This is a genomic window from Modicisalibacter ilicicola DSM 19980, assembly GCF_900128925.1.
GTDB classification, from domain to species: Bacteria; Pseudomonadota; Gammaproteobacteria; order Pseudomonadales; family Halomonadaceae; genus Modicisalibacter; species Modicisalibacter ilicicola.
Window position 1 is genome coordinate 214,420 of record NZ_FQUJ01000005.1, and the last position, 26,168, is coordinate 240,587.

Sequence of the window (26,168 nt, forward strand, 5' to 3'; positions counted from 1 at the left end):
GATTTCATGAATCGCTCGGACGAGCCGCGACTGACCACGCCTATCGTACCAGAGCCCGATAGCGAGACGGCCTCACGGCATCGCAGCACTCCCGTGCGCCGGCGCCGCACCCGGACGCGTGCCCTGTGGGCGGCGTGCCTGCTCCTGTTCGCTGGGCTGGTGGCCATGGGGATCTATTACTGGATCGATCGCCAGGAGTGGCAGGCCAGGCAACGCGACCTCGACGGCCAGTTGTCCAACCTGCATGCGCGCTTCGACAGCCTCGAGGATCGGCAGCAAGCCACTGATTTTCAGGAACGACTGGAAGGCCTGACCGCAACCCAGCAAGCCCTGCAGGAGCAGCAGGAAGAACTGACCGCACTGCTGGAGCAATTGCAGGAGCGCACGGCCGGCGCCGATCCGGATGACCTGGCCAAGCAGATCGACGCGGCGGAAAAGGAGCGCGATACGCTCTCGGCAACGATCGATGCCGTGAGTCGCTCGCTGACTATACTGGAGCAAAGTGGCAAGGATGCGCGTGCCGCTCTGAGGACCCGCCTGGATGATGCAGATGCGACCCGCAGCGACATCACCGAACGGCTCCAGACGCTGAACGAGACCAGTGGTCGGCTCGAGGAGCGGCTGCAGTCCCTGGCCGACAACGACTACGAGGAAAGGCTGGTGGCACTGGAGGACCGATTGGAAGAATACTCGTCGCAGATTGCCACCCTCGAAGAGAACAGCGAGCAGCAGCAGGCGCGCTGGGACGAGTTGAGCGCACGCATCGAGTCCAATCGGGCCAGCCTCACCGAGCTGCGCCAGGGGCAGCTCGCACTGAGTGCCAGTGTCGAGAGCCTCAGTACACGCCTCGAATAGCCGTGCCACCATCAGAGCAGGGAGCTTGCCATGTACAGGGAGTATTCGCCTGATAATGATCTTCGCCGCGACGACGCGTTGACCGACTCGGCGCTCGGTCGCCACATGCACCCTGCGTCGGTCCACCGTCGCGGTTCACGGAGCTAGACTGGCAGGGTATGGCCAAGCCACGAATCGTAAAGCTGTTCTCCGCGTTTGTGCTGACATCGCTCGCACCGGCGTCCGTGGCGCTGGATGCCGACGTCTCGGGTGTCGAGGACGAGGTCGCCGACAATGTCGTCAACTATCTTGCCGGCCTCGATGCTGCCGAATACGGACGCCAGCGCCTCGAGGCCGAGATCGACCGCCGCATACGAGACGCGCTCAAGGCCTTCGGTTATTACGAACCGCAGATCGACATCCGCCTGCAGGAGAACGGAAACGTCGAACAGGCCGACATCGATATCCAGTCGGGTCCGCGCGTGAAGATCACGGAACTCGCCGTCGAGATTCGCAGCGATGCCGAGAACGACGATGCCTTTCGTGAAATGCTCGACAACATGGACTTGAAGGAAGGGCAGCCGCTGCGCCATGACCGCTACGACGGTTTGCGCAGCAGGCTCTCTACCCTGGCCCTCGAACGTGGCTATTTCGACTCCAGATTCACTAACCGGCGCATCGAGGTACGCCCCTGGCAGGAGAGTGCACGCATCTACCTGACCCTCGACAGCGGTGAGCGTCACGTATTCGGCAATATCAGCTACGAGGGCAGCCAGATCGAGGAGTCGCGACTGCGCAACATGCTCTCCTTCGAGACGGGGGAGCCTTACCTTGCCGGCAAGCTTGCCGAATACAATCAGCGGCTGGGCGAAACCGGCTGGTTTCGCAGCATTGCGGTACGCCCGCGCATTCAATGGGCGGCCGGTTCGGTGGCCCAGGCGCATCGCAACTGGTGGGAGGCTGTCGATCGCCAGTCCACGGCAACCGATCCGAACGGTGCTCCGGATGCCGGCTCCGCCTTGCTCGCCGCCGATGCCATCAGCGCCGCGGCTCGGGCGGGCAGCGAACGCCCGCCGCGAGTGCCGGTGGATATCGACCTGATCCCTGCCGACCGTCATCAATTCGAGGTCGGCATCGGCTATGCCACGGATGTGGGGCCTCGGACCCAGTTTTCCTGGGAGCAGCCCTGGCTCAACGAGGATGGGGACAGCCTCAACCATGATCTCTATCTCTCCGGACCGGAACAGGAGTTCAGTGGCGAATACCTGATGCCCCTGGAAGACCCGTTGCGGGACCGTTACGAACTGCTCTATGGACTCAAGAACCGCGATATCGAGGATACCCAGAGTCTCGAGGCCTCGATCGAGCTGGCGCGTCGCTGGCGTTTCGACAACGGCTGGATACAGCGGCTCTATTTCCGCACCACCTACGAGGATTTCACCCAGGCCGATCAGAAGGACCAGATACTGCTGTACTACCCCGGCATCAGCTGGGCGCGCACTCGCACGCGCAATCCGCGTTTTCCCACCTGGGGGGATCGCCAGCGGATAACCCTGGAGGTTTCCGATCAACTATGGGGCTCGGATGCCACCTTCGTGCGCACCACCTTCGATACCCAATGGATTCGGATGCTGGGTGACGATACGCGCTTCATCGGACGTGCCGGGATCGGCGCCATGAGCACCGACGATTTCTCCAACATCCCGCCCTCCCTGCGCTTCTTCACCGGTGGCGACAACAGTGTCCGTGGCTACAGCTACCAGAGCCTGGCGCCGGAAAACGAGGAGGGCGAGCTGATCGGCGGCCAGCAGTTGCTGACCGCCAGCATCGAGGGCCAGCGGCGCATCACCGGCGACTGGTGGGGCGCGGCCTTCGTCGACACCGGCAACGCCTTCGATGACTGGTGGCCGGACGACCTGGCCACCGGGGCCGGTCTCGGGGTTCGCTGGGTATCGCCGGTAGGCCCGATCCGGCTGGATGTCGCCCATCCCTTCGACAGCGATGATCCCTGGCGTCTGCACTTCGCCATAGGACCCGAATTTTGATTCTTCCGTTACTGCGTCTACTGCTGTGGTTACCGATCTGGTTGCTGGGGCTGTTGTTTCTGCTCCTGGGACTGGCCCTGTCGCCCTGGGGGACGTCCTGGCTGATGTCCCAGGCCGAAAGCCGTGGCCTGCTCCAGGTCGAGAGCGTGAGCGGGGCGCCACTGGATCGGCTCACCCTGACGGGCCTGGAACTTGCCGCCGGCCCCGCGCAGGTGCAGATAGAGCGCCTGCATCTGGCCTGGTCAGAGGATTGTCTGCTCAACGGCAAGCTGTGCCTCGATGCCCTGCAGCTTGCCGGTGTCGAGGTGCGCCTCGAGCAGGGTGAAACCACCGAAGAGGCGCCACCTTCCGAGGCGTCGGGGGGAGGTGGCCTGCCCCCGGTCGTGCTGCCGTTTCCCGTCGAACTGCGGGCCATCGAACTGCGCGATGTGGATGTCCGCCTGGCCGACGGCACGCATTTGACCTGGCAGCGTTTCACCACCGGTGCTCGCCTGGCCGGCAACACCTTCACCCTGTTGCCGACGCGTCTGGTCGATAGCGAATTGCGCCTGCCGGTGTCGCCGGGTCAGGCGTTGACGATACGCGACACGGTCGCCGACGACACCTCTTCCGAGACCGATCAGGCCATGCCGGCAGCCGCGCAGCAACGCCTGGCCGGCGAGGCGATCGACGCCGCGAACGGAGTCGCCGCGCGAGATACCGAAGATCTGGCGGCCTCGGGGGACGAGGAACCTAAGCCCCCGGATACCCGGCCCCTGGCGCAACGCGAGCGCCTGACGTTGCCGGCGATCGAGTTGCCCATGGCCGTCAACGCGCCGAGCCTGGTGATCGAGGATTTCCGTATCGCGGGGCCCACCGAACAAACCATCGAGCGGTTGGCCTTGAGCCTGAAAGGCCGAGGCCACGAGATCCGCGTCGAGAGCCTGGCCCTGGCCTCGTCGATGGCCGATGCCGAACTCACTGCCAGCGTCACGCTGAACGACGACTACCCGCTGCAACTCGATCTCGATGCGCGCATCCGCCATCCCATGCTGGCTGGCGAGCGACTGGAGCTGAGTCTCGATGGCAGCCTGGCGGAGCTGTCTGCCGACCTCGATGCCACGGGTCCTGTGGCCGCCCGGCTTGAGGCTCGGGCCGATGTGCTGGCACCGACGCTGCCCTTCGATGTCTCCCTGAATGCCGAGCGCCTCGAATGGCCCCTGGCAACGTCGGAGCAGAACGGCGACGGGGAGCAAGCCGCCCGAACGACGCCCGGCCAGTACGTGGTCCAGGATCTCGCGCTGCAGGCCGAGGGCGATCTCGCCGCCTACGACGTCGCTCTCTCCGGTGACGTCTCCGGCACGGCCCTCCCCAGGCAGGTGCAGGTGGCGCTCAAGGGGCAGGGGAATCTGGAGCATTTCGCCTGGACGCCTCTGGCACTCTCGACGGACAGCGGTGCCTTGATCAGTCGTGGCGAGGCGCGCTGGGCGCCGAGCGTGGACGTCGATGCGACCCTGAACCTCGAGGACTTCAACCTGGGGGCTTTTACCGAGGCGTTCAGCGGTCGTCTCGATGGGGATGCTCGAGCGCACTTTGCTCTGAACGAGGCGGGCGGCTGGCAGGTAGACATCCCGGAACTGGCCATCGATGGCACCCTGCAGGAGCGACCGCTTTCTCTCGAGGCGCGGCTCAATGGCAACAGCGAGATGCGCTGGAACATCCAGCGACTACGCTTGCGCCAGGGCGACAATCGCTTGACGGCCCAAGGGCGTATCGAGAAGCGCATCGATCTTTCCGGTGAACTCGATGCGCCGGCGCTGGAGACCCTGCTGCCGGAACTCGGCGGCCAGGCTCGCGGCCGCTTTGCCCTGGGCGGCACCCTCGAGGCTCCCCAGCTCGACCTCTCCCTGTCAGGTAGCGACCTGCGCCATGCCCAGAACCGCCTGGAGAACCTGTCACTCGAGGCCGACATCGAGGGGCTTGACGATCCCCGGCTCGATGTCGGTCTGGCGATCGACGGCCTGGATGCGGCGGGGCAGCGCTTTTCTGCCATCGACCTGGACCTCGAGGGACGCCTCTCGGACCATCGGCTCGACGTCTCTGCCGATGCGGCGGAGTCCATGCCGCTGAGCCGCGCGTCCCTCGTCCTGCAGGGCGGACTCAACGCCGCGCGGGATCGCTACAAGGGGCGGCTGACCGCCCTCGAGGTGGACAGCGAACAGGCGGACCTGCGCCTCGAGGATGCGCTGGCCTTTACCGCCAACCTCACCGCCGGCAGCGTCGAGGCAGCTCCCTTCTGTCTGGTGCGCCGCCAGGGGGGAAAGCTATGCGCCACCGAAACGCTGAAGGCTTCCGCGGAACGGGGCGAGGGGGGCTTTTCCCTGAGCGACTTCCCGATGGATGTGCTCTCCGCCGTGCTGCCGGAGAACTGGAGTGCCGCGGGCCAGACCGATGGCCGATTCCGTGCCAGCTGGGCGCCGGGCGGGCGCTGGTCGGCCCAGGCCCAGCTGGAGAGCCGCCTGAGTGTCGACGGCCGTGACGCCTACGGCCAACCTTGGGCATTGCCCGAGGCCACGCTCACCGCCGATCTGGATGCCAGCGCGGAGCAGGCGCGGCTACAGGGCCAGCTGAGCCTCGCCGAAGCGGGGCAACTCAATCTCGACCTGCAGGTCGACGACCCGACCGGCGAGACGGCACTCGATGGGCGTCTGCGCATCGACGACTTCCGGCTGTCGCCCTACCGTCGCCTGACCACTGCGTTGCAGCGCCTGGAAGGGGCGTTGAATGCGGATATCGGTCTCGATGGCTCGCTACAGGAGCCACGGCTAGACGGCAACCTGCGCCTGAGCGAGTTGCGTGCCCAGGGCGACGACATTCCTGTCGAAGTCCGCGATGGGCGACTCGAGGCGCGTCTGCGAGGCGACAATGCCACCCTCGAGGGTTTCGTCGAGGCCGAGGATGGGCGCATCGATCTTGCCGGTGAAGCCCGCTGGCCGGCGCCCGATGAGTGGGTGGTCGAACTTTCCCTGGACGGTTCCGACACGCCCGTGCTGGTGGCGTTGCCCGATTTCGGGCGGCTGCGCGTGGCGCCGGATCTTGACGTGCGTGCATCTCCCGAGTTGCTGCGACTCCGTGGCGAGGTACGCGTACCCTGGGCGCGCCTGAGCGTGGCCGGCTCGCCACCTTCCGCAATCGCACCGAGTTCCGACGAGGTGATCATTACCCGGGAAGACGAGGCGGAAGCGAAACGCCAGGCCGAGCGCGCCGTGGAAGAGGCGGCCCAGGGCGCCGACGAGGCCACGTCGGAGGCTCTGGCAGAGGCGGGCATGCAGCTCGATGTGGAGGTCGAATTGATCCTTGGCCCCGATGTGCAGCTCGAGGCCTACGGACTCGAGACCGACTTGGCGGGTACCCTGCAGGTGCGGCAGGGTGATGGCCCGGTGCAGCTGTTCGGCGATGTCAATCTGGAGGACGGGCGCTACAAGGCCTTCGGCCAGGATCTGCTCATCCGACGTGGTCAAGTCCTGTTCAGCGGTCCCGCCTCCCAGCCCCGGCTTCAGTTCGAGGCCATTCGCAATCCGGAGGTCACCGAAGACGACGTGATCGCCGGGCTGCGCGTGACGGGGCCGGCGGAACAGCCGCGACTGAGCATCTTCTCCGAGCCGGCCATGGACGAGAGTCGCGCGCTCTCCTACCTGCTGCGCGGGCGCGCGCCGGACGAGCAGGGCGCCGGTGCCGATAGTGCGCTGACCTCGGCATTGATCGGGCTCTCGCTATCGCGGACCGGCAACGCCGTGGGACAGGTCGGCCAGGCCTTCGGAATCGACGACCTGAGCCTGGACACCGCCGGTAGCGGTGAAGATAGCCAGGTCGTGGTCAGCGGCTATCTGTTCGAGGACCTCAGGGTGAGTTACGGTGTGGGTATCTTCTCGCCGATCGCCGAACTGACCCTGCGCTACAAGCTACTGCAGAACCTGTACGTTCAGGCGGTCTCCGGTGCCGCCCAGGCCGTCGACCTCATCTATACCTTCAGCCTCGGTCGCAGCGATGGCGACCCCTGAGGCATCCGGTCGAGGGCGGCTTTTTGATCTCTCCAGAACCGCGAGGGAGCGTTTCTATCATGTGGACACGAGACAAGCAGTCACTACCCACCGCCGAAGAGGCCTTGCCGGGGCGCGAAACCCCGATGGCCATTTCCGGCAGGCACCTGGTCAACGAACGGCCACTGGTGCCGCCTTTTCCCGACGGCCACGAAGAGATCGTGCTGGGTCTGGGCTGTTTCTGGGGCGCGGAACGGCTGTTCTGGGAATTGCCGGGTGTCTACGTCACCGCCGTCGGCTATGCCGGCGGCACGACCCCCAATCCGACCTACGAAGAGACCTGTACCGGGCGGACCGGCCATGCCGAGGTGGTACGCGTGGTCTTTGATCCCGCCGAGATTTCCTTGCCGACGTTGCTGCAGGTGTTCTGGGAGGCTCACGATCCGACCCAGGGCATGCGTCAGGGCAACGACGTCGGTAGCCAGTATCGTTCGGCGATCTATACCACCCACGAGGCCCAGCAGCGGCTGGCCGAACAGAGCCGCGATCGCTATCAGCATGCCTTGCAGCAGGCCGGTCGTGATGCCATCACCACCGAGATCGAGCCCCTGGGCACCTTCTATTACGCCGAGGAGTATCACCAGCAATACCTGGCCCGCAATCCGCTCGGCTATTGCGGCCTCAAGGGAACCGGGGTGAGCTGCCCGATCGGCTAGCGGATCAGGGGCGGCTTGTCGTGACCTGGAGCGGGTGAGGCATGGGCATCCAGTCCTGCAACTGACGCGCCACCCGGCGGGTGAGCCAGGAACTCAGGTGCCCATGGCGGGATTCCATGAACCCCACATGGCCCCCTTGCCGGGCGATCTCGACGCGCACGGCATCGCTTGGCACGGGCAGGCGAGCGAGCAGATCGGCGGGCATGAAAGGGTCGTCGGCAGCATGCACTATCAGTGTCGGCAACTCGATATCTCCCAGCAGGCGACCGGCAGAGGCACGTCGGTAGTAATCGCTGGCCGAGGCGAAGCCATGCAGCGGGGCGGTGACCTGGTTGTCGTAGGCCCAGAAGCTGTCGAGCTGCTCCAACTGCTGCAGGGTCAGGCCGATCGGCAGGGAGGCTTCGGCCATCTTGGCGGCGATCTTGCCGCGCAGCGACTTGAGCAGGTGACGTTGGTAGACGCGCGCGAACCCCCGGTTGAGGGCGTCGGCACTGGCGGCGAGGTCGAGAGGTGCGCTGATGGCGATGGCTCCGGCCAGATCGAGCCCGTCCCCGCCTTGCTCGGCCACCAGCTTGAGCAGCATGTTGCCTCCCAGGGAAACGCCGGCGGCGACCTTGATGGCCCTCGGGTAACGCTTGGCGAGCTGACCGATGAGCCAGTAGGCGTCCGCGGTGTCCCCGGAATGGTAGGCCCGAGGCAAGCGGTTGGGGGCCTGGCCGCAACCGCGAAAATGCATCATGACGGCTCGCCAGCCCAGGCTCGAGGCGGCCGCCAGCAGTTCCCTGGCATAGGGTGAATCGAAGGAGCCCTCCAGTCCGTGGAAGAGGATGAACAGGGGGGCGTTCCCGCGGCCTGGAGCGGGGCGTACCCAGGCCAGCTCGACGAAATCTCCATCGGGGAGGTTGAGTATCTCGGTATCCCGCTCGAGCGCCACCAGCGGCCGCAGGCGTGGCAACAACGTCTGCACATGGCGATTACCCAGGCCGCGTGGCGGGCGAAACTCCGCGGGAACGATAGTGCGTGACATGGCTGCCTCGTGACGTTTCCCCTTTCCAGCATATCCTGTCGCTGGAATCTGGCAAGTCGCCACGAGCCGACTCAATCCTTGCCTGGCACGGGCTCGAGCCGGTCGACACGATACAGCTGAGGCACCTGGTCCAGTCCGCTGATCGTGCAACCGAGTTCGGTCACCAGCCCATCGCTCAAGCCATAGACCCAGCCATGCAGGGAGAGCGGCTGGCCCCGCAGCCAGGCACGCTGCACGATCTTGGTCTGCGCCAGGGTGCGGACCTGATTCTCGACATTGAGCTCGCACATCCGGTCGACCTGCTCGTCGAGCGGCAACTCCCCGATCTCGCCTCGATGGCGACTATAGAGTTCGCGAACGGAATGCAGCCAGAAATCGACGATGCCGTACTCCCCGCCGGTGATGGCGGCCCGCACGCCGCCACAGCCGTAGTGGCCGACGATCATGATGTGCTCCACCTTGAGGACGTCGACGGCGAATTGCACGACCGACAGGGCATTCATGTCGTTGTGATGCAGGATGTTGGCCACATTGCGGTGCACGAACACCTCGCCCGGCGGCAGATCGACGATCTGGTTCGCCGGCACCCGGCTGTCCGAGCAACCGATCCACAGATAGTCTGGATTCTGCTGCTTCGACAGCCGAGAAAAGAAATCGGGATCCTGTTCACGCATGGCCTTGGACCAGGCACGATTCTGTTCGAGTAATCTATCGATATCGCTCACGGTTTTCTCCCTCAGGGCCTTATCGAGCCTGAACTTTTACCTTTAGCCATAGGCTGGGTCAATCACCGGGATTACTCCCGAATGGCGCGCTTGACTGGTATCATCCCGTCAACTCAAGACAGGAGAGCAATTAACGTGGCTGACTACGAGTACGATTACGACCTGTTCGTCATCGGCGCGGGCTCCGGGGGCGTACGGGCCGCTCGCACCGCGGCCGCCACTGGTGCCCGAGTGGCCGTCGCCGAAGACCGCTATCTGGGGGGCACCTGCGTCAACGTGGGGTGCGTGCCCAAGAAACTGTATTCCTACGCGGCGCATTTCCACGAGGCCTTCGAGGACAGTGCCGGCTTCGGCTGGGAGTTGTCGCAATCGCCGCGATTCGATTGGGCAACCCTCCGCGACAACAAGGTTGCCGAGATCAAGCGGCTCAACGGCATTTACGCCCGCCTGCTCGACGGGGCAGGTGTCCAATTGATCAATGGCCGCGCCAAGGTCGTCGATGCGCACAGCGTGGAAGTGGCGGGGCGGACGTACAGCGCCGCCAAGATTCTCGTTGCCGTGGGTGGGTGGCCCTGGGTACCGGACTTCCCGGGCCGGGAACACGCCCTGAGTTCCAACGAGATCTTCGATCTCGAGACCTTTCCCAGGCGCTTTCTGGTCCTGGGCGGTGGCTACATCGCCGTCGAGTTCGCGAGCATCTTCAATGGCCTGGGCAGCGAATCCCATCTGGTGTATCGCGGCGAGCTGTTCCTGCGTGGCTTCGACCATGAGGTCCGCGAGTTCACCCGGGACGAGATGATGAAGAAGGGTGTCAACTTGCACTTCGAGACCACCATCGAAGCCGTCGAAAAGCAGGGCGATGCCTTGAAGGTCACCCTCACCAACGGTGAAACCCTCGAGGTCGATGCCTTGCTGGCGGCCACCGGGCGCCGCCCGCATCTCCATGGCCTGGGTCTGGATCAGCTCGATGTCGAGCTGAACCCCGACGGTACACTCAAGGTCAACGAGCGCTTCGAGACCTCGGTGCCTTCCATCCTGGCGCTGGGCGATGTCACCGGAGCGCCGGAGCTGACGCCGGTCGCGCTGGCCGAAGCCATGCACATGTCGCGGCAGCACTTCAGTGACGAGCAGGTGCCGGCGCTGGATTACCAGAACATCGCCACTGCCGTGTTCTGTCACCCCAACATCGGCACCGTCGGTCTCTCCGAGGAAGCGGCCAGGGCCGAGTACGGTGCGATACGCGTCTACACTGCCGATTTCCGACCCATGAAACACACCCTGTCGGGCAGCGACGAGCGTTGCCTGATGAAACTGATCGTCGACGATACCAGCGACCGCGTCGTGGGCGCCCACATGGTCGGCGAAGAAGCAGGGGAGTTGATCCAGGGGATCGCCATCGCCGTGAAGGCGGGCCTGACCAAGGCCGACTTCGATGCCACCGTCGGCATCCATCCCACCGGTGCGGAAGAATTCGTGACCATGCGCACGCCGACGCGTACCTGATCCGGGCCGCCGTAGCATGCGGCCATCATCCTGCGCGCCATGGGAAGCCACCTTCGGGTGGCTTCATTTTTGTTCCTATCGCTCTTCCATGGCCTAGACTCAGAGTGACGGCACCGCCGTTAGTATAAAAAAGATTTATCAACAAACCCTCTGGGAATAACATCGCTTTTTGATCTATCGATAAGTGTTTGTTATGCTCCTCCACAAATTCGCAATGGCGATTCATGGACATGAATGCATCTACCGAAGCGTTCACCCCGTCGGCGGACCTGGCCAAGACCAGCGTCGCCGATGCGGTCGTGGGTCAGACCCACAAACCGCTGTTCATACGCAAGCCGACGACCGAGGATGGTTGGGGCATCTATGAACTGGTGAAATCCTGCCCACCCCTGGATGTCAACTCCGCCTATGCCTACCTGCTGCTGGCCACGCAGTTCCGTGACAGCTGTGCGGTGGCTACCGACGAAGATGGGGAAATCGTCGGTTTCGTATCCGGTTACACCAAGCACAGTGCCGCGGACACCTTCTTCCTCTGGCAGGTGGCGGTCGGCGACAAGGCGCGCGGTACCGGCCTGGCGAGACGGCTGGTCGAGGCTATTCTCGGACGTCCGGAAATGGCGTCGGTACGCCATCTGGAAACCACGATCACCCCGGACAACACCGCTTCCTGGGGGCTGTTCAAGCGCCTGGCGGATCGTTGGCAGGCGCCGCTCAACAGTCGCGAATACTTCTCGACCGACCAACTGGGCGGCGAGCATGACCCCGAAAACCTGGTGCGTATCGGCCCCTTCGACCCAAGACGCCTCTAGGCCACGCCTTATCTCAGCACATCCATTCCCGTTTACCGATCAGGAGACCCTTGCATGCAGACTCAGATTCTCGAACGCATGGAATCCGAAGTTCGCACCTATTCCCGTTCCTTTCCCGTGGTGTTTACCCAGGCGAAAGGAGCACGACTGAACACCGAGGACGGCAAGGAGTACATCGACTTCCTCGCCGGTGCCGGGACGCTCAATTACGGCCACAACAACGACAAGATCAAGCAGGCCCTGGTCGACTATCTCACCTCGGACGGCATCGTCCATGGTCTGGACATGTGGACCAAGGCCAAGCGCGAGTATCTGGAGGCCCTCGAGGAGGTGATCTTCAAGCCGCGGGGCTTGGACTACAAGGTCCACCTGCCCGGACCGACGGGCACCAACGCTGTCGAGGCAGCCATCCGCCTGGCTCGAGTGGCCACGGGGCGGCACAACATCGTCTCGTTCACCAACGGGTTTCATGGCGTGACCATGGGCGCCCTGGCCACCACGGGCAACAGCAAGTTTCGCGAAGCTACCGGGGGTATTCCGTTGCAGGGTGCAAGCTTCGTGCCTTACGACGGCTACCTGGGCGAGCAGGTCGATACGCTGGATTACTTCGAGAAGCTGCTTGGCGACAAGTCCGGGGGACTGGATCGTCCTGCCGGCGTGCTTATCGAGACCGTGCAGGGCGAGGGCGGCATCAACGTGGCCGGCATCGAGTGGCTCAAGCGCCTCGAACAGATCTGCCGTGACCACGATCTGTTGCTGATCATCGACGACATCCAGGCAGGCTGCGGACGCACCGGCAAGTTCTTCAGCTTCGAGCACGCCGGCATCACCCCGGACATCATCACCAACTCGAAGTCGCTGTCCGGTTATGGCCTGCCGTTTGCCCACGTGCTGATGCGCCCCGACCTCGACAAGTGGAAACCGGGTCAGTACAACGGCACCTTCCGGGGCTTCAACCTGGCCTTCACCACGGCCGCCGCGGCAATCCGGGAATACTGGTCCAACGACAAGCTCGAGCGCGATGTCCAGCGCAAGGGGCGCATCGTCGAGGATCGTTTCCAGAAGATCGCTGCCTGGCTGACCGAGCAAGGGCACCCGGCCAGCGAGCGCGGGCGCGGCCTGATGCGCGGTCTGGATGTGGGCACCGGCGATATTGCCGACAAGATTACCGCCCAGGCGTTCAAGAACGGACTGATCGTCGAGACCTGCGGGCCGGATGACCAGGTCATCAAGTGCCTGTGCCCATTGACCATCAGCGATGAAGACCTGGTGGATGGACTGGACATTCTCGAAGCCAGCGCCAAGCAAGCCTTGTAGGCCAGCGCGACTGGTGATGAGTGATCGGACGGGCAGGTCGCTGCCCGCCCTCCAAGCAAAGCGTTCTACAAGAAAGGATACCGCCCATGATCGTTCGCAATCTCGAAGAAGCCCGCAAGACAGATCGTCTGGTGACTGCGGCCAATGGCAACTGGGACAGCACGCGGCTTTCGCTGGCGCAGGACGGCGGCAATTGCTCGTTCCATATCACGCGGATCTACGAGGGCACCGAAACCCACATCCATTACAAGCACCACTTCGAAGCGGTGTTCTGCATGGAAGGGGAAGGGGAAGTGGAAACCTTGGCCGACGGCAAGATCTGGCCGATCAAGCCCGGGGACATCTACATCCTCGACCAGCACGACGAGCACTTGCTGCGCGCCAGCAAGACCATGCACCTGGCCTGTGTCTTCACGCCCGGGCTGACCGGCAAGGAGATCCACCGCGATGACGGCTCCTACGCGCCGGCCGACGATGTCGACGAGGCCGACGACGAGAAGCCTCTGTAAGCGTAGGTGATCTCGCTCGCCGGTCATGCCCCTCATGGCCCCGAATGACGCACGTCATCGTCGGGGCCTTGTGGTCCGGGCATCGTGGTCCGAGCATCACCGGGAGCGCTCGAAGACCAGAGTGATCTCTCCCAAGGTGATGCCCAGCTTGGACATGGTCGTTCGGTTGATCAAGCGACCATCGGGTTGCAGATACATCCAATCATCCATACTGAAGGTCCAGGTCGAGCCGTCGATATCCACCTCGAGCGGGTAGCGCATGTGAAATACGTGCCCGTAGCTCTCGGCATGAACCGAGCCTTCCACATCATCGGCTTCGCCGCGCCAACGGTGTTCGTCGAGTCTCTCGAAGGTCCACACCCGGCGATCCGTCTCGCCATCGGCATAGGTGAAGCGCTCATCGAGGGTCAGCGTACTGCCATCCAGGCGTCCGGTGATGTCCACGGTGAAGCGACGCTGAACCTTGCCGCTGTAATCCTGAACCATGCCCCAGGCGCGGGTCTCGCCCTGGAAGTAGTCGCCGATATCCAGGCGTGGCTCCGTGCCGGCGTAATCCTCGGTGTCGACACCTGCACAGGCCGTCAGTCCCCAGACGAGCACCACGATTAACAGCATGCTGAATCTTTTCATTGACAGGCTCCTCTGTACAAGAATTGTCACGGATATGCTGGTATTCTGGAGGGGATTCGGCCTCGTCGCCAGTCCAAGCATCGGTAAAACACGGGCGACAATGTGACGGCAACTACTTCGTAGAATGTATATTATGTTAAATACGCTATCCGCCAATGAGCCGGGACTGGCCTTTCCCTGGTATAACACGCATGATTGGTAACCCATTTTTCAACTCTTGCCTGCCGCTCGTTTGGCCAGGAAAAGCCTGGGGCCTTACCGGATGAAATCCTCCGTTCGAAAATTCAGACTCTTCATTCGCTTGATCGTGGTGTTGGTCTTCCTGGCCGTGGTGTTGGGCGGCATCTTTGGCTGGAAGTACTACCAGATGCAGCAGATGGAGGCCCAGCAGGCCCAGCCGCAACCTGCCATGCCCGTGGAAGTTCATCGCATCGACACCGAGAGCTGGCGCACCGAGTTGCAATCGGTCGGCACGTTGCGTGCCATCAACGGCATTCAGGTGGCCAACGAGGTGCCGGGTGTGGTCAGTGAAATCGCCTTCGAATCCGGCCAGGATGTCCGCCAGGGCGACATCCTGCTCAAGCTTGACTCGAGTGTCGATCAGGCGGCACTGGAAGCGCTCCAGGCCCAGGCCCAGCTCGCCAACGAAACGTTCCGTCGCTACTCCGACCTGCTGCCCCGCAATGCCATCTCCCAGTCGCAATACGATGAAGCACGGGCCGATTATCAGGCGGCTCGCGCCGACGTGGCACAGCAGCAGGCCCAGCTCGACAAGAAGACCATTCGCGCACCCTTCGACGGCACCGTCGGCCTGCGTCAGGTCGACCTGGGACAATACATCGCGACAGGGACGGCCATCGTCGGGCTCGACATGCTCGACCCCATCTACGCCGATTACAGCGTCCCCGAGCAACGGCTCGATCAGATACAGCCAGGACGTCAGGTCGAGGTGCGTGTCTCGGCCTATCCCGGCGATGTATTCACCGGCGAGATCATCGCCATCTCCCCGGCGGTCAACGAGAGCAGCCGAACGTTCGACGTACGTTCACGCCTCGACAACCCCGACAAGCGCCTGCGCCCGGGCATGTTCGCCGACGTACGTACGCTCTCACCCCAGGCCGATGAGGTGCTGACGCTTCCTCGCACCGCCCTCTCCTTCAATACTTACGGGGATTTCGTCTTCAAGGTCGTCGAGAATGACGACGGCCAGACGATCGCATCTCGCACCCAGGTGACCACCGGCCGCACCCGGGGCGACCAGGTCGAGATCACCGATGGCCTGAAGGCCGGCGACCGGGTCGTGGCCACCGGGCTCTTGCGCTTGCGCGATGGCCAGACGATCGAGCCGGCCGCGGCCAACACCGCGAGCGAGGCGAAGGACAGCCAAGAGGCGCAAGGCTGATGAGATTCACCGATATCTTCGTCCATCGACCGGTCCTGGCTACCGTCGTCAGCCTGCTGATCCTGTTGATGGGGCTTCGCGCGACGCTCGACATGGAGGTACGCCAGTACCCCGAGCTGGAAAGCACCGTCATCACGGTCAGCACGGCCTACCCGGGGGCCAGCTCCGAACTGGTGCAGGGCTTCGTCGCCACGCCGCTGCAACAGGCGATCGCCGAAGCCGAAGGCATCGATTACATCACCTCGACGAGTATCCAGGGCAGCTCGACCATCGAGGTCAACATGGAGCTCAACTACGACGCCAACGCGGCGCTGGCCGAGATTCAGGCCAAGGTGGCGAGCCAGCGCAGCGTGCTGCCCGAGGCGGCGGAGAGCCCGGTGATCGAATCGTCCACCGGGGACACCACGGCGCTCATGTACCTGGCGTTCTATTCCGAAGAGATGCCGGTCCCGGAGATCACCGACTACCTGACTCGCGTGGTGCAGCCCAAGCTGCAGGCACTGCCCGGGGTCGCCAAGGCACGACTCTTCGGTCAGAGCTTTGCCATGCGCATCTGGCTCGATCCCACGCGCATGGCGGCGCTGGACGTGACCCCCGAGGACGTGATCGAGACCCTCGAGAGCAACAACTACCAGGCCGGCGTGGGCAAGACGCGCAGCGAATTCGTCGCCATCAACCTGACCGCCAACACGGATGTCACCGATCCCGAGCTGTTCGACAGCCTGGTGGTGCGCAACGACGATGGCAGCATCATCCGGTTGCGGGACGTGGCCCGAGCGGAGCTCGGCGCGGAAAGCTACGACAGCGTGGCCTGGTACAGCGGTACACCGGCGACCTTTATGGCGATCGAACAGGCGCCCGGGGCCAACCCCCTGGACGTGGCCCGGGCCGTGCGCGAATCGATGCCCGAGATACGTTCCCAGCTGCCCACCGGCCTGAATGCGGTGGTGCCCTACGATGCCTCCGAATTCATCGAGGACTCGATCAACGAGGTGATCAAGACCCTGCTCGAGGCTCTCGTGATCGTCCTGGTGGTCATCTTCCTGACGCTCGGGTCGTTTCGTGCCGCACTGGTGCCGGCGGTAGCGGTCCCGCTCTCGCTGATCGGCGGTGCCTTCGTCATGCTGGTCCTGGGGTTTTCCCTCAACCTGCTGACCCTGTTGTCGATGGTGCTGGCGATCGGCCTGGTCGTCGACGACGCTATCATCATCGTCGAGAATGTCCATCGACATATCGAGGCGGGGGAAAGGCGCTTCGATGCGGCAATCAATGGCGCGCGCGAAATGGCGACTCCCATCATCGCCATGACCACCACCCTGATCGCCGTGTATGCCCCCATCGGCTTCATGGGCGGCCTGGTGGGCTCGCTGTTCACCGAGTTCGCCTTCACCCTGGCCGGTGCGGTACTGGTATCGGGTGTCATCGCCCTCACGCTGTCGCCCATGCTTTCCGGCAAGGTGTTGAAGCCCCACGGCACCTCATCGCGCTTCGAGAACGGTGTCGAGACCGTCTTCAACGGCCTGGCCAACGGCTACAGGAAGCTGCTGTCGAGCCTCTTGCAGACCCTGTCGGTGCTGGTGGTCTTCGCGGTGGTCGTGCTGGTATCGATCTATTTCATGTTCATCACCAGTCAGAACGAACTGGCACCCACGGAAGACCAGGGCATCATCTTCTTCCAGGGGACCGCTCCCCAGACCGCGACCCTCGAGTACCTCAAGCGCTACGCCGACGACATTCAACAAGGCGTGGAACAGATCGACGGCTACAACGAGACCTTCATGATCCTGGGCGGCATCAGCGCCGACGTCGTGTTCGGGGGCTTCAAGATGAAGCCGTGGAGCGAAAGGGACGTCTCCCAGATGGAGGTCATGCCCAACGTGCAGGATGCGCTCACTCAGGTAACCGGCCTGCAGACCGCAGCCTTCCCGCGACCTTCCCTGCCCGGTTCCGGCGGCGGGCTGCCGGTCCAGTTCGTGCTCACCACCGGCAACAGTTTCGAGGAGTTGAACGCCGTGGCCGACGAACTGCTGGGCGAGGCGATGGCCAGCGGCAACTTCGCCTTCCTGCGCAAATCCATCGATTTCGACCGTCCGGTAAGCCGGGTCCTGATCGATCGTGATCGTGTTGCCGATCTCGGCCTGTCGATGGCCGACGTGGGTCAGGCGCTGTCGACGTTGCTGGGCGAAGCCTATGTCAACCGCTTCAGCATGGAGGGTCGCAGCTACAAGGTGATCCCCCAGGTCGAACAGCAGTATCGACTCGATACCTCGATGATCGAGAACTACTATATCCGCACGGCCTCGGGACAGCAGGTCTCCCTGGGCAACCTGGTCACCTTCGAGCACGATGTCGAACCCTCGAAACGCACCCAGTTCCAGCAGCTCAACTCGCTGGTACTCGAAGGCGTCCCGCTGCCTGGCGTGGCGCTGGGAGATGCCATCGGCTGGCTCAACGAGACAGCAGAGCGCATGCTGCCGCCGGAGTACTCCGTCGACTACAAGGGGGTATCGCGCCAGTTGATGAGCCAGGGCGGTGCCCTGGTGGTAACCTTCTTCCTGTCACTGCTGGTGATCTATCTGGTGCTGGCGGCGCAATTCGAGAGCTGGCGTGATCCGTTGATCATCCTGGTGTCGGTGCCGATGTCCGTTGCCGGCGCCATGACCTTCATCACCTTGGGCGTGTCGACCATGAACATCTATACCCAGGTCGGCCTGATTACCCTGATCGGGGTGGTGGCCAAGAATGGCATCCTGATCGTCGAGTTCGCCAACCAGCTGCAGCAGGATCGCAGGCTGAACAAGAGAGACGCGGTCATCGAGGCCTCGGCGATACGCCTGCGCCCGATCTTCATGACCTCGGTGGCCTTGATCGTCGCCATGGTGCCGCTCTTGCTGGCCACCGGCGCCGGCGCCGTGAGTCGTTTCGATATCGGCCTGACGATTGCCACCGGGCTGGGTATCGGCACCGTGTTCACCCTGTTCGTGCTCCCGGCCTTCTACATCTTGCTGGCGCGAGATCACAATGCCGCCCGAGACCAGGAGACGGTGAATGCAACGGGGTAATCTGGCCCAAGACCTCACGAATCTGCTTGGCACATGGACAGCGTGCCTGTCGACTCCTTATCATCATGGGCCCTCTGGAGGTTCCGTCTATCATGCACCCTGAGCGGGTCGGTGCCATCGCACGGTATAAGAAGGATTTCAATCGCCATGCCAACTCGATATCTTCTGTTGTCGTTCATTGCCGGTGCGGGCCTGCTCGCCGGCTGCGCCCAAGCCCCTTTGTCATCCCAGGACGATCGGCTCGACACCCTGGCCACCACCGCTGAGCTCGACACGATGTTGAGCGGCATGGAGAGACGTCTCGCTCGGCAATGCACCAACAACGACCATGGCGGCGCCCTGGCGGCCCAGGAAGCGCGTCTCGACGAGATCGGCGGCGAGGTCGGCGAGATCGGCAGCATGCTGCGATCGTTGCGGACAGAGATCAGGGGATTGAGCAGCGAAACGAGCGCCCCCCAGCAGGAATGCCCCACCAGCGACGTGGCGGCCCTGGAAAACAAGACGCTGCTCGGCCGCAACGAGTGGGTAGGCTTTCCCAACATCGGCACCTACCTGAAGGCGCGTATCGATTCCGGTGCCAACACGGGGTCGATCTCCGCCCGGGAAATCACCGAGTTCGAGCGCGAGGGAGACGACTGGGTACGCTTCAAGCTGGCGGTGGACGAAGAGGACATCGTCGTCGACGAGGCCCGCGACAAGTGGATCGAGGCAGAGGTCACGCGACGCGTACGCATCATCCAGGCATCCGGTGAAGAGAGCCGTCCCGTCATCACGCTGCTGATGCGCCTCGGCCCGATCAAGCAGAATGTCGATTTCACCCTCAACGACCGCTCCCATCTGGATTTCCCGGTCCTGCTCGGCCGGCGCTTCATGATGGACATCGCGCTCATCGACGTGGCCCAGACCTACTTACACGAACGTCCCGAATACCCAGGGGGCGAGCCCGCCGAGAAGGCCGCCGAGGACGAGGCGATCGATCGCAAAGACGACAAGGAATAACAGGACATCTATGTCACGTGTACCCTTCTATCTCCTGGTCGGGGTCTTGCTGCTGACCGGGATCGCGGTGACCATCTATCGGCATGTCGCCTTCGAGGTGCCCTGGGCGCCCGGTGAACAGCGTCAGGTATGGGAGGTCGAGGCCCAGGTCAACTTCATCGCCGACGGCGGCCCGGCCAAGGTGAGCCTGGCCCTCCCCTCGAACCAGCAGGGGTTTCGCGTGCTGACCGAGAATACCGCCTCCTCCGGGTTCGGTCTCTCGTTTCTCGACGATGAAGAGGGGCGTCGCGCCCAGTGGGCGACCCGGGACGCCAAGGGCAGCCAGCAGCTCTACTACTCGGTGCAGCTGCTCGTTGCCCCCGAGGCTGCCCCGCCGGATATCGAACCACCCTCGCCAGCCCCGGACATCTCTTGGGAGCGCCCCTACGACACCGCTGCGGAGGGCGCCATCTCGCGTGCCTATCGGCAATCCGCCGACGCCTTCACCTTCGCTCGCGAGCTGGTGCGTGCCTTCAGTGGCGATCGCCAGGACGAGAACGCCCGGCTGCTGCTGACCCAGTTCGATCGCCCCTCCCTGCTGGTACGCCTGCTGAATCAGGCCGATATCGCGGCGCGGGAAATCAATGGCCTGATGCTCGAGGATGGCCGACGTCGGCAAACCCTGACGACCTGGATCCAGGTGTTCAACGAAGAAGGCGACTGGGTCATCATCAACCCCACCAACGGCGAACAGGGCCGTCCCGACAATCTGCTGCTCTGGGGCGCGGGGGATCAGGCCGTGCTGGAAGTTCAGGGCGGCAGCGATTCCCAGGTGACCTTTTCCATGCTGCAGCACAACGAACCGGCCTCGGTCGCGGTGCGCAACCAGCTGGCGGATGACACCCTGCTCAACTTCTCGATCCACAGCCTGCCCCTCGAGGAGCAGTCGCTGTTCAAGACCATCCTGCTGATCCCGATCGGGGCGCTGGTGGTGGTGTTGCTGCGAGTGCTGGTCGGTATCAAGACCTCAGGCACCTTCATGCCGGTGCTCATCGCGCTGGCCTTCATCCAGACCTCGCTGTTCACCGGCCTGGTGGGATTTTTGCTGGTGGTGGCGGTAGGACTGGTGATCCGCAGCTATCTCTCCTATCTCAACCTGCTGCTGGTGGCGCGAGTGTCGGCGGTGATCATCACGGTCATCGCCATCATCTCGCTGTTCTCCGTGGTCGCCTATCGCATGGGGTTGAATGCGGGACTGACGATCACCTTCTTCCCGATGATCATCCTCAGCTGGACCATCGAGCGCATGTCGATCCTGTGGGAGGAGGAAGGCTCCAAGGAAGTGCTGATTCAGGGGGGTGGCAGCCTGCTGACCGCCATACTCGCCTACCTGGCGATGAACAACCCGTGGATTCGTCATATCACGTTCAATTTCCTGGGCGTGCAACTGATTCTGATGGCGTTCATCCTGCTGCTGGGCAACTACACCGGTTATCGGTTGCTCGAGTTGCGCCGCTTCAAACCGATCACGGAGGATTGAGGCATGTGGGCAACGCCCGGGAAGTTGAGAGCCAAGGGCATCATTGGCATGAACCGACGCAATATCCGCTACATCGGTCGCTACAATGATCGCAGCCTCTACCCGCTGGTCGACGACAAGCTCAAGACCAAGTTGCTGGCCAAGCGCCATGGCATCACGACGCCGGACCTGATCGGCACCATCACCAACCAGTTCAGCGTCAAGCATGTCGCCGAGATGGTCTCCGGCCAGCCCGGCTTCGTGGTCAAGCCTGCCAAGGGAAGTGGCGGCAAGGGAATTCTGGTAGTGGAACATCAGGATGCCGAAGGCTACATCAAGCCCAGTGGCCACCGCTTGCACCGCGAGGATCTCGAGCGGCACGTCTCCAATATCCTCTCGGGGCTCTACTCCCTGGGGGGGTCGCCGGACGTGGCCTTGGTGGAGTCGTTGATCGCCTTCGATGATTCGTTGTCCGAATACACCTATGAGGGCGTACCCGACATTCGCGTCATCGTCTTCAAGGGTTATCCGGTCATGGCGATGATGCGCCTGTCCACCGCCGCCTCGGATGGCAAGGCCAACCTGCACCAGGGTGCGGTCGGCGTCGGCCTGGACATCGCCACGGGCACGGCCGTACGCGGCGTGCAGTTCGACCGCCCCCGGGTGGACCATCCGGATACCGGCCACGATCTGGTCAGTCTGAAGGTCCCCGACTGGGAAGTGCTGCTCAAGCTCGCGGCGAGCTGTTACGAGATGACCGGCCTGGGCTATCTGGGCACCGACATGGTGCTGGATCGCCGCCATGGCCCCATGCTGCTGGAGCTCAATGCGCGCCCGGGGTTGGCCATCCAGATGGCCAACGGCGAAGGACTGCGATCGCGTCTCGACCTGATCGAGCGTCAGTCGGAGAATGGCGACGTGGATGCCAGGGTAGCGTTTGCACGCCATCATTTCGCCCGTCGCGGTGAATTGCAGGAGGCGATGGCTTCTTGATCGCTTCTTGAACCAACGCCGATCACGCAGGTAGGAAGAAGAGGATGAGCGACCTGTTCAAGAGTCTCGAAAAGGCAGAGCCAGGCACCCGGCGGCCGCTGTCGTCACTGCTCGATGCCGTCCGCTGGAACCCGGAGGGCCTGATACCCGCCATCGCCCAGCAGCATGACAGCGGCGAGGTCCTGATGATGGCCTGGATGAATCGGCAGTCACTCGAGGAGACGTTGCGCACCGGTCGGGTCTGTTACTGGTCCCGTTCTCGGGGCAAGCTCTGGCGCAAGGGAGAATCTTCGGGGCAGGAGCAACATCTGAGGGCGGCGCATCTCGATTGCGACGGGGATACCCTGTTGCTGCAGGTCGCCCAGACAGGCCCTGCCTGTCATACCGGACGGCGTAGCTGTTTCTATGTCGCGCTGGAGGCGGAGCATGGTGAAGTGGATGTCGAACCCATCATCGATCCGGATGCGCTCTATGGCCCTCGAGGCTAGAGACGTGCTCAGGCGCGCGCTCATCCTCCCCCTGATAGCCATCATCCGACTCTACCAGTACGGCATCAGCCCCCTGCTCGGCCCGCGTTGTCGCTTCTGGCCAAGCTGTTCGAACTACGCCATCGAGGCACTGCGCCTGCACGGCCCCCTCAAGGGCGGCTGGCTGGCCCTCAGGCGCATCCTCAAGTGTCACCCCTGGCACGCTGGCGGCATCGATCCGGTGCCCCCACGCTGCAAATGCGACCACGGTACGGACCAAGAAGCGAGCAGCAGCGAGCCTGATGAGCGATCTCGTGGGTAGCGGCCATCAGCTCCCGGCAGCCACCCTTTCCTGCTCTGCCACCGCGTAGATGCGGGTCAGCATGGCATGCAGGCCATTGGCCCGGGTCGGCGAGAGATGCTTGTCGAGCCCGAGGTCCTCGAGAAAGCGCGGCGTGGTCTCGGCAATTTCATCGGGCGTGCGATCATTGTAGATGCGCATCAGCACGGCGATCAGTCCCGACACGATGGCCGCATCGGAAGTGGCGTCGAAATGCAGCGTTTCCCCCCGACGCTGGTGGTGAATCCAGACATTGGATTGGCAGCCATCGATCTTCGTCTCTGGCTTCTTCAGCTCGTCGGGAAACGCCGGCAACTGCTTGCCCATGTCGATGATGTACTGGTAACGATCCATCCAGTTGTCGAAGAAGCTGAATTCCTCGATCAGCTCGGCCTGGGCTTCCTGGGCACTCATATCGTCTCCTCTTGAGGTCGTGATGGCATTATAACGACTCGGGTCCGTCGACGTCTGCGCTCATTGGAATCGATCGAAGCGACACGCCATGGTCGCGCAACTGATGGTGCCACTCCTCGGCCTCGGCGTGCAGGTAGCGGGCGGTGGTATCCAGGCGCGAATGGCGAGCGCTTCTGGCCAGATAGCGCAGTTCCACACCGCTCTGAGCCTGGTGGGTGATCGAGGTATGCCGTAGCCAGTGCGGCGTGGCCATGCGCAGGGTGCGAGCCAGGGCAGGCTCGCCCTCGCCCTCCTCGAGCGCTTGCGCGGCGGCACCAAAGCTTCCCTTGATCAACCGGTAGAGCTGGTTGTCGCCCAAGCCACGTTGACCGTCCAGCCCTCGCAGCACCGGCCCATTCTCATCCGGCTCGGGCAGCGCCGTCAGCCCCAGGTACACTCGCCAGTCGCCAAGCAGTGCGAGCATGTCCGGGGGCACCGGAATGCTCGCAAGCTTGTCGCCCTTGCCGACCACCCGCCACCACCAGCGACCCTCCCGGCACGTGAAGTCGCTCATCCGTGCTGCGGCCATCTCGCTGACACGCGGGGCCAGCAGATAGGCGAAGCCGAAGATCAGTCGCCGACGCTGCCAGATGAACCGCTCCCGCGCACTGGCCTCCGGCGCCGGCGGCCGATTGAACCACTGCCACAACCAATCCCACAGCGGGCGTTCCAGATAGCGATCGATGCCCTCGTGGCGGTTATCCAGACGCCGCCGCTTGTCTCGCATCAGTCGAAACGGGTTGTGATCCACCCAGCCCGCTTCCACCAGCCAGCTGAAGAGCCCTTGCAGAATCACCAGGCTCTGGCGCCGACTCGCCGGGGTCAGCGGTCGTCGAAACGGCCGCCACTCGGGATGGGCGCGCGGGCGTGGTGGCCCGATCCAGCGATCGGTGGGTTGCGGGTCGCCGAGAAACGCCTCGAAGCGCGCCAGATGCTCGCGGCGCATCCGATCCAAGGTAAGCCCCTGCTCTCCCAGCCACAGCAGCAAACGCTCCGCCTCCTTGCGGTAGGTGCGCCAGGTCTGGGGGCTGGCCTGATATTCACTGAGCCACTGGCTTACCGCCTGGGTATCGCTTGACGCCTGAATACGCGGCGCAAGCGCGTATGCCGCTTGCTCGAGCGGCGTGTCCGGAAAAGTCGTGGCCGTGGCATTCGGGGTCGGTAGCGGCATGGGAACCAAAGCGGGTAAAGCGTGCAGTGCAGGCTATCATGGAATTGCCCAGGCATCAGAGATACCGGTCGATCCGCCTCACGAGTTCCCTTCGAGCCTTGGATAGATAAGCCCGCCGTCCTGCCCAGGCCGAGCCGCTTCGGTCATCGTCGCCGGCTGAATGCGGTCGTCGTTCATCAGATGATAAACCTGCTCGCCGTGGTGAAGCAGATGATCGGCGATGATGCGCCGGTGACAGCGCCACCACACCGCCTCCGCGCACATGACCGCGCAGGTCCGGCGGTGGCCGAGTTCGATCAACTCTGCGAGCCCCTGGCGAAACGCCTCCGACAAGGCATAATCCGCATAGTTGTGAAAACTGCGATTATGCCAGTAGCCGTTGACGTCATTCCCCACGGTTTTCGAGCGGTTGCGCAGGCCGGCCAGCGCGACGCTATGGGTATAGCCGATACCCAGCGGCGCAAGCGCTTCCGGCAGCGCGTCGTGGTTGAACTGCGGGTTGCTGCGCGAGCGCGGCATGGCCCGCACATCGACGAGATACTCGACCTCGCCTACCCGTAGTAGCGTGACAAATTCATCGATAGTGCGAGTCGAATGCCCCACCGTGTAGAAGGCGTGTCTCACGACGGAATCCCTCTTACCCCCTTCATGGCATTGGCGGCGGCATCAGACGCTCGCCGTTGAACCCCGGCACCTCACCAAAGCGCGGGTCACCGCTCTCCCAATCACACTGGGCCTGGGCAACCTCGGTCTTGCTATGACCGACGAAGTTCCACCAGATGAAGATATCCTCGCCCAGCGGTTCGCCGCCAAGCAGCAGGACGCGAGTGCCAGCGTCGAACTCGAAAGTCACGTCCTCCAGACCACCGCCCAGATAGGCCAGTTCGTTGGGCTCAAAGCGATCCCGGCCGATGCGCAGTGCGCCTTCCAGCACGAGCACGCCGTATTCGAACGCCTGACGTAGATCGAGGCGCAGCCGCGAAGCCGACCGGGCCAGCATATCCGCCCCCACCAGCGGCGAGAACGCCAGGGTCGGCGCTTCGCGGCCGTTGAGAGAGCCGATCAGCAAAGTGACATCCACCTCCTGTTCTCGCCAGCGCGGCAGGTCGGAATAGTGATCGAAGCGGGGGGCGGTATCACGATGAGCATAAGGCAAGGCGATCCATAGCTGAGCAGCGTGCAACTTGGTTTCACCGGGCAGGGATTCCTCCGTGTGAGCGATACCGTGCCCGGCAGTCATCAGATTGACTTCGCCAGGTCGAACAACCTGTTCGCTGCCGAGGCTGTCACGGTGCAGGATATCGCCGGCCAGCATCCAGGTGAAGGTCTGCAGGCAGGTGTGCGGATGCGGGCCGACGCGCAGACCGGTGCTGTCTGGCGAAAAGTCGGCCGGGCCGGCATGGTCGAGAAAACACCAGGCCCCGATCTGTCGGCGTTCGCGCTGGGGTATCAAGCGGCTGACCGGGATACCGCCCACATCGGCGGTACGCGCCGCCAGATGCTGAATCAACCGCCGCCCGTCGAAACCGGGCATTCCAACGACTCGTAAAGCGCGGGATTGGCTTCAGTGTTGCTCATGACTGATACCTCGGCGTGTCCAAGCTGGACCTGGAGCGCCTTCCGCTATCAGGCAGAGGGCGCTGATGTCC

22 protein-coding genes are annotated in these 26,168 nt (G+C 63.4%); 15 read left to right on the forward strand and 7 right to left on the reverse strand.

The genetic code is table 11. The features are described from left to right. Window positions 1–6: 6 nt before the first annotated feature. From BUA41_RS07155 to msrA, 4 genes are all read left to right on the forward strand, one after another. Window positions 7–855: a hypothetical protein gene (locus tag BUA41_RS07155; RefSeq protein ID WP_072821212.1), complete on the forward strand. Its 849-nt coding sequence runs from the start codon at window positions 7–9 to the stop codon at window positions 853–855. A 158-nt stretch (window positions 856–1,013) separates the two neighbouring features. Further along, window positions 1,014–2,879, forward strand: a complete 1,866-nt coding sequence (gene tamA, locus BUA41_RS07160) for an autotransporter assembly complex protein TamA (protein ID WP_072821214.1) — start codon at window positions 1,014–1,016, stop codon at window positions 2,877–2,879. Next, entirely contained in the window at window positions 2,876–6,919 is a 4,044-nt protein-coding gene (tamB, locus tag BUA41_RS07165) for an autotransporter assembly complex protein TamB (protein ID WP_245791868.1), read from the forward strand. The genes tamA and tamB overlap by 4 nt, the downstream gene beginning before the upstream one ends. A 59-nt stretch (window positions 6,920–6,978) precedes the next feature. After that, on the forward strand, window positions 6,979–7,614 hold the full coding sequence (gene msrA, locus BUA41_RS07170) for a peptide-methionine (S)-S-oxide reductase MsrA (RefSeq protein ID WP_072821216.1): 636 nt from the start codon (window positions 6,979–6,981) through the stop codon (window positions 7,612–7,614). A 4-nt stretch (window positions 7,615–7,618) separates the two neighbouring features. Here the strand turns inward: msrA and BUA41_RS07175 are convergent, their stop codons facing one another. Together BUA41_RS07175 and can are read right to left on the reverse strand one after the other, a co-directional pair. Next, window positions 7,619–8,641: a hydrolase gene (locus tag BUA41_RS07175; protein ID WP_072821218.1), complete on the reverse strand. Its 1,023-nt coding sequence runs from the start codon at window positions 8,639–8,641 to the stop codon at window positions 7,619–7,621. A gap of 71 nt (window positions 8,642–8,712) precedes the next feature. Further along, window positions 8,713–9,366: a carbonate dehydratase gene (can, locus tag BUA41_RS07180; protein WP_072821220.1), complete on the reverse strand. Its 654-nt coding sequence runs from the start codon at window positions 9,364–9,366 to the stop codon at window positions 8,713–8,715. Between the two features lie 135 nt (window positions 9,367–9,501). On the opposite strand from can, the gene gorA reads away from it, so the two are divergent. From gorA to BUA41_RS07200, 4 genes are all read left to right on the forward strand, one after another. Further along, a complete protein-coding gene (gorA, locus tag BUA41_RS07185; protein ID WP_072821222.1) occupies window positions 9,502–10,869 on the forward strand; it encodes a glutathione-disulfide reductase in 1,368 nt (455 codons plus the stop codon). Window positions 10,870–11,099: 230 nt separating this feature from the next. Then, window positions 11,100–11,678, forward strand: coding sequence for a diaminobutyrate acetyltransferase (gene ectA / locus BUA41_RS07190; RefSeq protein WP_072821361.1), 579 nt, complete (start codon window positions 11,100–11,102; stop codon window positions 11,676–11,678). A 54-nt stretch (window positions 11,679–11,732) separates the two neighbouring features. Continuing rightward, complete coding sequence (gene ectB, locus BUA41_RS07195) at window positions 11,733–12,995, forward strand: diaminobutyrate--2-oxoglutarate transaminase (protein ID WP_072821224.1); 1,263 nt, start codon at window positions 11,733–11,735, stop codon at window positions 12,993–12,995. An 86-nt stretch (window positions 12,996–13,081) separates the two neighbouring features. Beyond that, a complete protein-coding gene (locus BUA41_RS07200) occupies window positions 13,082–13,504 on the forward strand; it encodes an ectoine synthase (protein WP_072821226.1) in 423 nt (140 codons plus the stop codon). Between the two features lie 96 nt (window positions 13,505–13,600). Here the strand turns inward: BUA41_RS07200 and BUA41_RS07205 are convergent, their stop codons facing one another. Further along, on the reverse strand, window positions 13,601–14,134 hold the full coding sequence (locus tag BUA41_RS07205) for a DUF3833 domain-containing protein (protein ID WP_072821228.1): 534 nt from the start codon (window positions 14,132–14,134) through the stop codon (window positions 13,601–13,603). 262 nt (window positions 14,135–14,396) lie between these two features. Here BUA41_RS07205 and BUA41_RS07210 point away from each other — a divergent pair, with 262 nt between their 5' ends. From BUA41_RS07210 to yidD, 7 genes are all read left to right on the forward strand, one after another. Then, complete coding sequence (locus BUA41_RS07210) at window positions 14,397–15,536, forward strand: efflux RND transporter periplasmic adaptor subunit (RefSeq protein WP_072821230.1); 1,140 nt, start codon at window positions 14,397–14,399, stop codon at window positions 15,534–15,536. Beyond that, on the forward strand, window positions 15,536–18,598 hold the full coding sequence (locus BUA41_RS07215; protein WP_072821232.1) for an efflux RND transporter permease subunit: 3,063 nt from the start codon (window positions 15,536–15,538) through the stop codon (window positions 18,596–18,598). The genes BUA41_RS07210 and BUA41_RS07215 overlap by 1 nt, the downstream gene beginning before the upstream one ends. Before the next feature lie 147 nt (window positions 18,599–18,745). Continuing rightward, window positions 18,746–19,597: an ATP-dependent zinc protease family protein gene (locus BUA41_RS07220; protein ID WP_072821234.1), complete on the forward strand. Its 852-nt coding sequence runs from the start codon at window positions 18,746–18,748 to the stop codon at window positions 19,595–19,597. 10 nt (window positions 19,598–19,607) lie between these two features. Next, on the forward strand, window positions 19,608–21,116 hold the full coding sequence (locus tag BUA41_RS07225; RefSeq protein WP_072821236.1) for an inactive transglutaminase family protein: 1,509 nt from the start codon (window positions 19,608–19,610) through the stop codon (window positions 21,114–21,116). A 3-nt stretch (window positions 21,117–21,119) separates the two neighbouring features. Beyond that, window positions 21,120–22,088 (forward strand): alpha-L-glutamate ligase-like protein, encoded by a 969-nt coding sequence (locus BUA41_RS07230; protein WP_072821238.1) that lies wholly within the window; start codon window positions 21,120–21,122, stop codon window positions 22,086–22,088. A gap of 44 nt (window positions 22,089–22,132) precedes the next feature. Continuing rightward, entirely contained in the window at window positions 22,133–22,576 is a 444-nt protein-coding gene (gene hisI / locus BUA41_RS07235) for a phosphoribosyl-AMP cyclohydrolase (RefSeq protein ID WP_175546942.1), read from the forward strand. Beyond that, window positions 22,560–22,877 carry a membrane protein insertion efficiency factor YidD gene (gene yidD / locus BUA41_RS07240; RefSeq protein ID WP_245791869.1) on the forward strand — a complete coding sequence of 106 codons (318 nt, stop codon included), beginning with the start codon at window positions 22,560–22,562 and terminating at the stop codon, window positions 22,875–22,877. The genes hisI and yidD overlap by 17 nt, the downstream gene beginning before the upstream one ends. A gap of 6 nt (window positions 22,878–22,883) precedes the next feature. Here yidD and BUA41_RS07245 read toward each other — a convergent pair whose 3' ends face one another. The 4 genes from BUA41_RS07245 to BUA41_RS07260 all read right to left on the reverse strand — a co-directional run bounded on the left by BUA41_RS07245 (window position 22,884) and on the right by BUA41_RS07260 (window position 26,053). Next, complete coding sequence (locus BUA41_RS07245) at window positions 22,884–23,309, reverse strand: SufE family protein (protein WP_072821242.1); 426 nt, start codon at window positions 23,307–23,309, stop codon at window positions 22,884–22,886. 28 nt (window positions 23,310–23,337) lie between these two features. Then, window positions 23,338–24,519, reverse strand: coding sequence for a tyrosine-type recombinase/integrase (locus BUA41_RS07250; protein ID WP_084671266.1), 1,182 nt, complete (start codon window positions 24,517–24,519; stop codon window positions 23,338–23,340). A gap of 78 nt (window positions 24,520–24,597) precedes the next feature. Then, window positions 24,598–25,143: a DUF488 domain-containing protein gene (locus BUA41_RS07255; RefSeq protein WP_072821244.1), complete on the reverse strand. Its 546-nt coding sequence runs from the start codon at window positions 25,141–25,143 to the stop codon at window positions 24,598–24,600. Between the two features lie 22 nt (window positions 25,144–25,165). Further along, window positions 25,166–26,053 carry a pirin family protein gene (locus BUA41_RS07260; protein ID WP_245791870.1) on the reverse strand — a complete coding sequence of 296 codons (888 nt, stop codon included), beginning with the start codon at window positions 26,051–26,053 and terminating at the stop codon, window positions 25,166–25,168. Window positions 26,054–26,168 lie beyond the last annotated feature (115 nt).

What these genes read in the sequence shown, in the direction of transcription:
- BUA41_RS07155 (WP_072821212.1), top strand. Translation starts at nt 7, where the DNA reads ATGAATCGCTCGGACGAGCCGCGACTGACCACGCCTATCGTACCAGAG.
- tamA (WP_072821214.1), top strand. Translation starts at nt 1,014, where the DNA reads ATGGCCAAGCCACGAATCGTAAAGCTGTTCTCCGCGTTTGTGCTGACA.
- msrA (WP_072821216.1), top strand. Translation starts at nt 6,979, where the DNA reads ATGTGGACACGAGACAAGCAGTCACTACCCACCGCCGAAGAGGCCTTG.
- BUA41_RS07175 (WP_072821218.1), bottom strand. Translation starts at nt 8,641, where the DNA reads ATGTCACGCACTATCGTTCCCGCGGAGTTTCGCCCGCCACGCGGCCTG.
- ectA (WP_072821361.1), top strand. Translation starts at nt 11,100, where the DNA reads ATGAATGCATCTACCGAAGCGTTCACCCCGTCGGCGGACCTGGCCAAG.
- ectB (WP_072821224.1), top strand. Translation starts at nt 11,733, where the DNA reads ATGCAGACTCAGATTCTCGAACGCATGGAATCCGAAGTTCGCACCTAT.
- BUA41_RS07200 (WP_072821226.1), top strand. Translation starts at nt 13,082, where the DNA reads ATGATCGTTCGCAATCTCGAAGAAGCCCGCAAGACAGATCGTCTGGTG.
- BUA41_RS07205 (WP_072821228.1), bottom strand. Translation starts at nt 14,134, where the DNA reads ATGAAAAGATTCAGCATGCTGTTAATCGTGGTGCTCGTCTGGGGACTG.
- BUA41_RS07210 (WP_072821230.1), top strand. Translation starts at nt 14,397, where the DNA reads ATGAAATCCTCCGTTCGAAAATTCAGACTCTTCATTCGCTTGATCGTG.
- BUA41_RS07215 (WP_072821232.1), top strand. Translation starts at nt 15,536, where the DNA reads ATGAGATTCACCGATATCTTCGTCCATCGACCGGTCCTGGCTACCGTC.
- BUA41_RS07220 (WP_072821234.1), top strand. Translation starts at nt 18,746, where the DNA reads ATGCCAACTCGATATCTTCTGTTGTCGTTCATTGCCGGTGCGGGCCTG.
- BUA41_RS07225 (WP_072821236.1), top strand. Translation starts at nt 19,608, where the DNA reads ATGTCACGTGTACCCTTCTATCTCCTGGTCGGGGTCTTGCTGCTGACC.
- BUA41_RS07230 (WP_072821238.1), top strand. Translation starts at nt 21,120, where the DNA reads ATGTGGGCAACGCCCGGGAAGTTGAGAGCCAAGGGCATCATTGGCATG.
- hisI (WP_175546942.1), top strand. Translation starts at nt 22,133, where the DNA reads ATGAGCGACCTGTTCAAGAGTCTCGAAAAGGCAGAGCCAGGCACCCGG.
- yidD (WP_245791869.1), top strand. Translation starts at nt 22,560, where the DNA reads ATGGCCCTCGAGGCTAGAGACGTGCTCAGGCGCGCGCTCATCCTCCCC.
- BUA41_RS07245 (WP_072821242.1), bottom strand. Translation starts at nt 23,309, where the DNA reads ATGAGTGCCCAGGAAGCCCAGGCCGAGCTGATCGAGGAATTCAGCTTC.
- BUA41_RS07250 (WP_084671266.1), bottom strand. Translation starts at nt 24,519, where the DNA reads ATGCCGCTACCGACCCCGAATGCCACGGCCACGACTTTTCCGGACACG.
- BUA41_RS07260 (WP_245791870.1), bottom strand. Translation starts at nt 26,053, where the DNA reads ATGCCCGGTTTCGACGGGCGGCGGTTGATTCAGCATCTGGCGGCGCGT.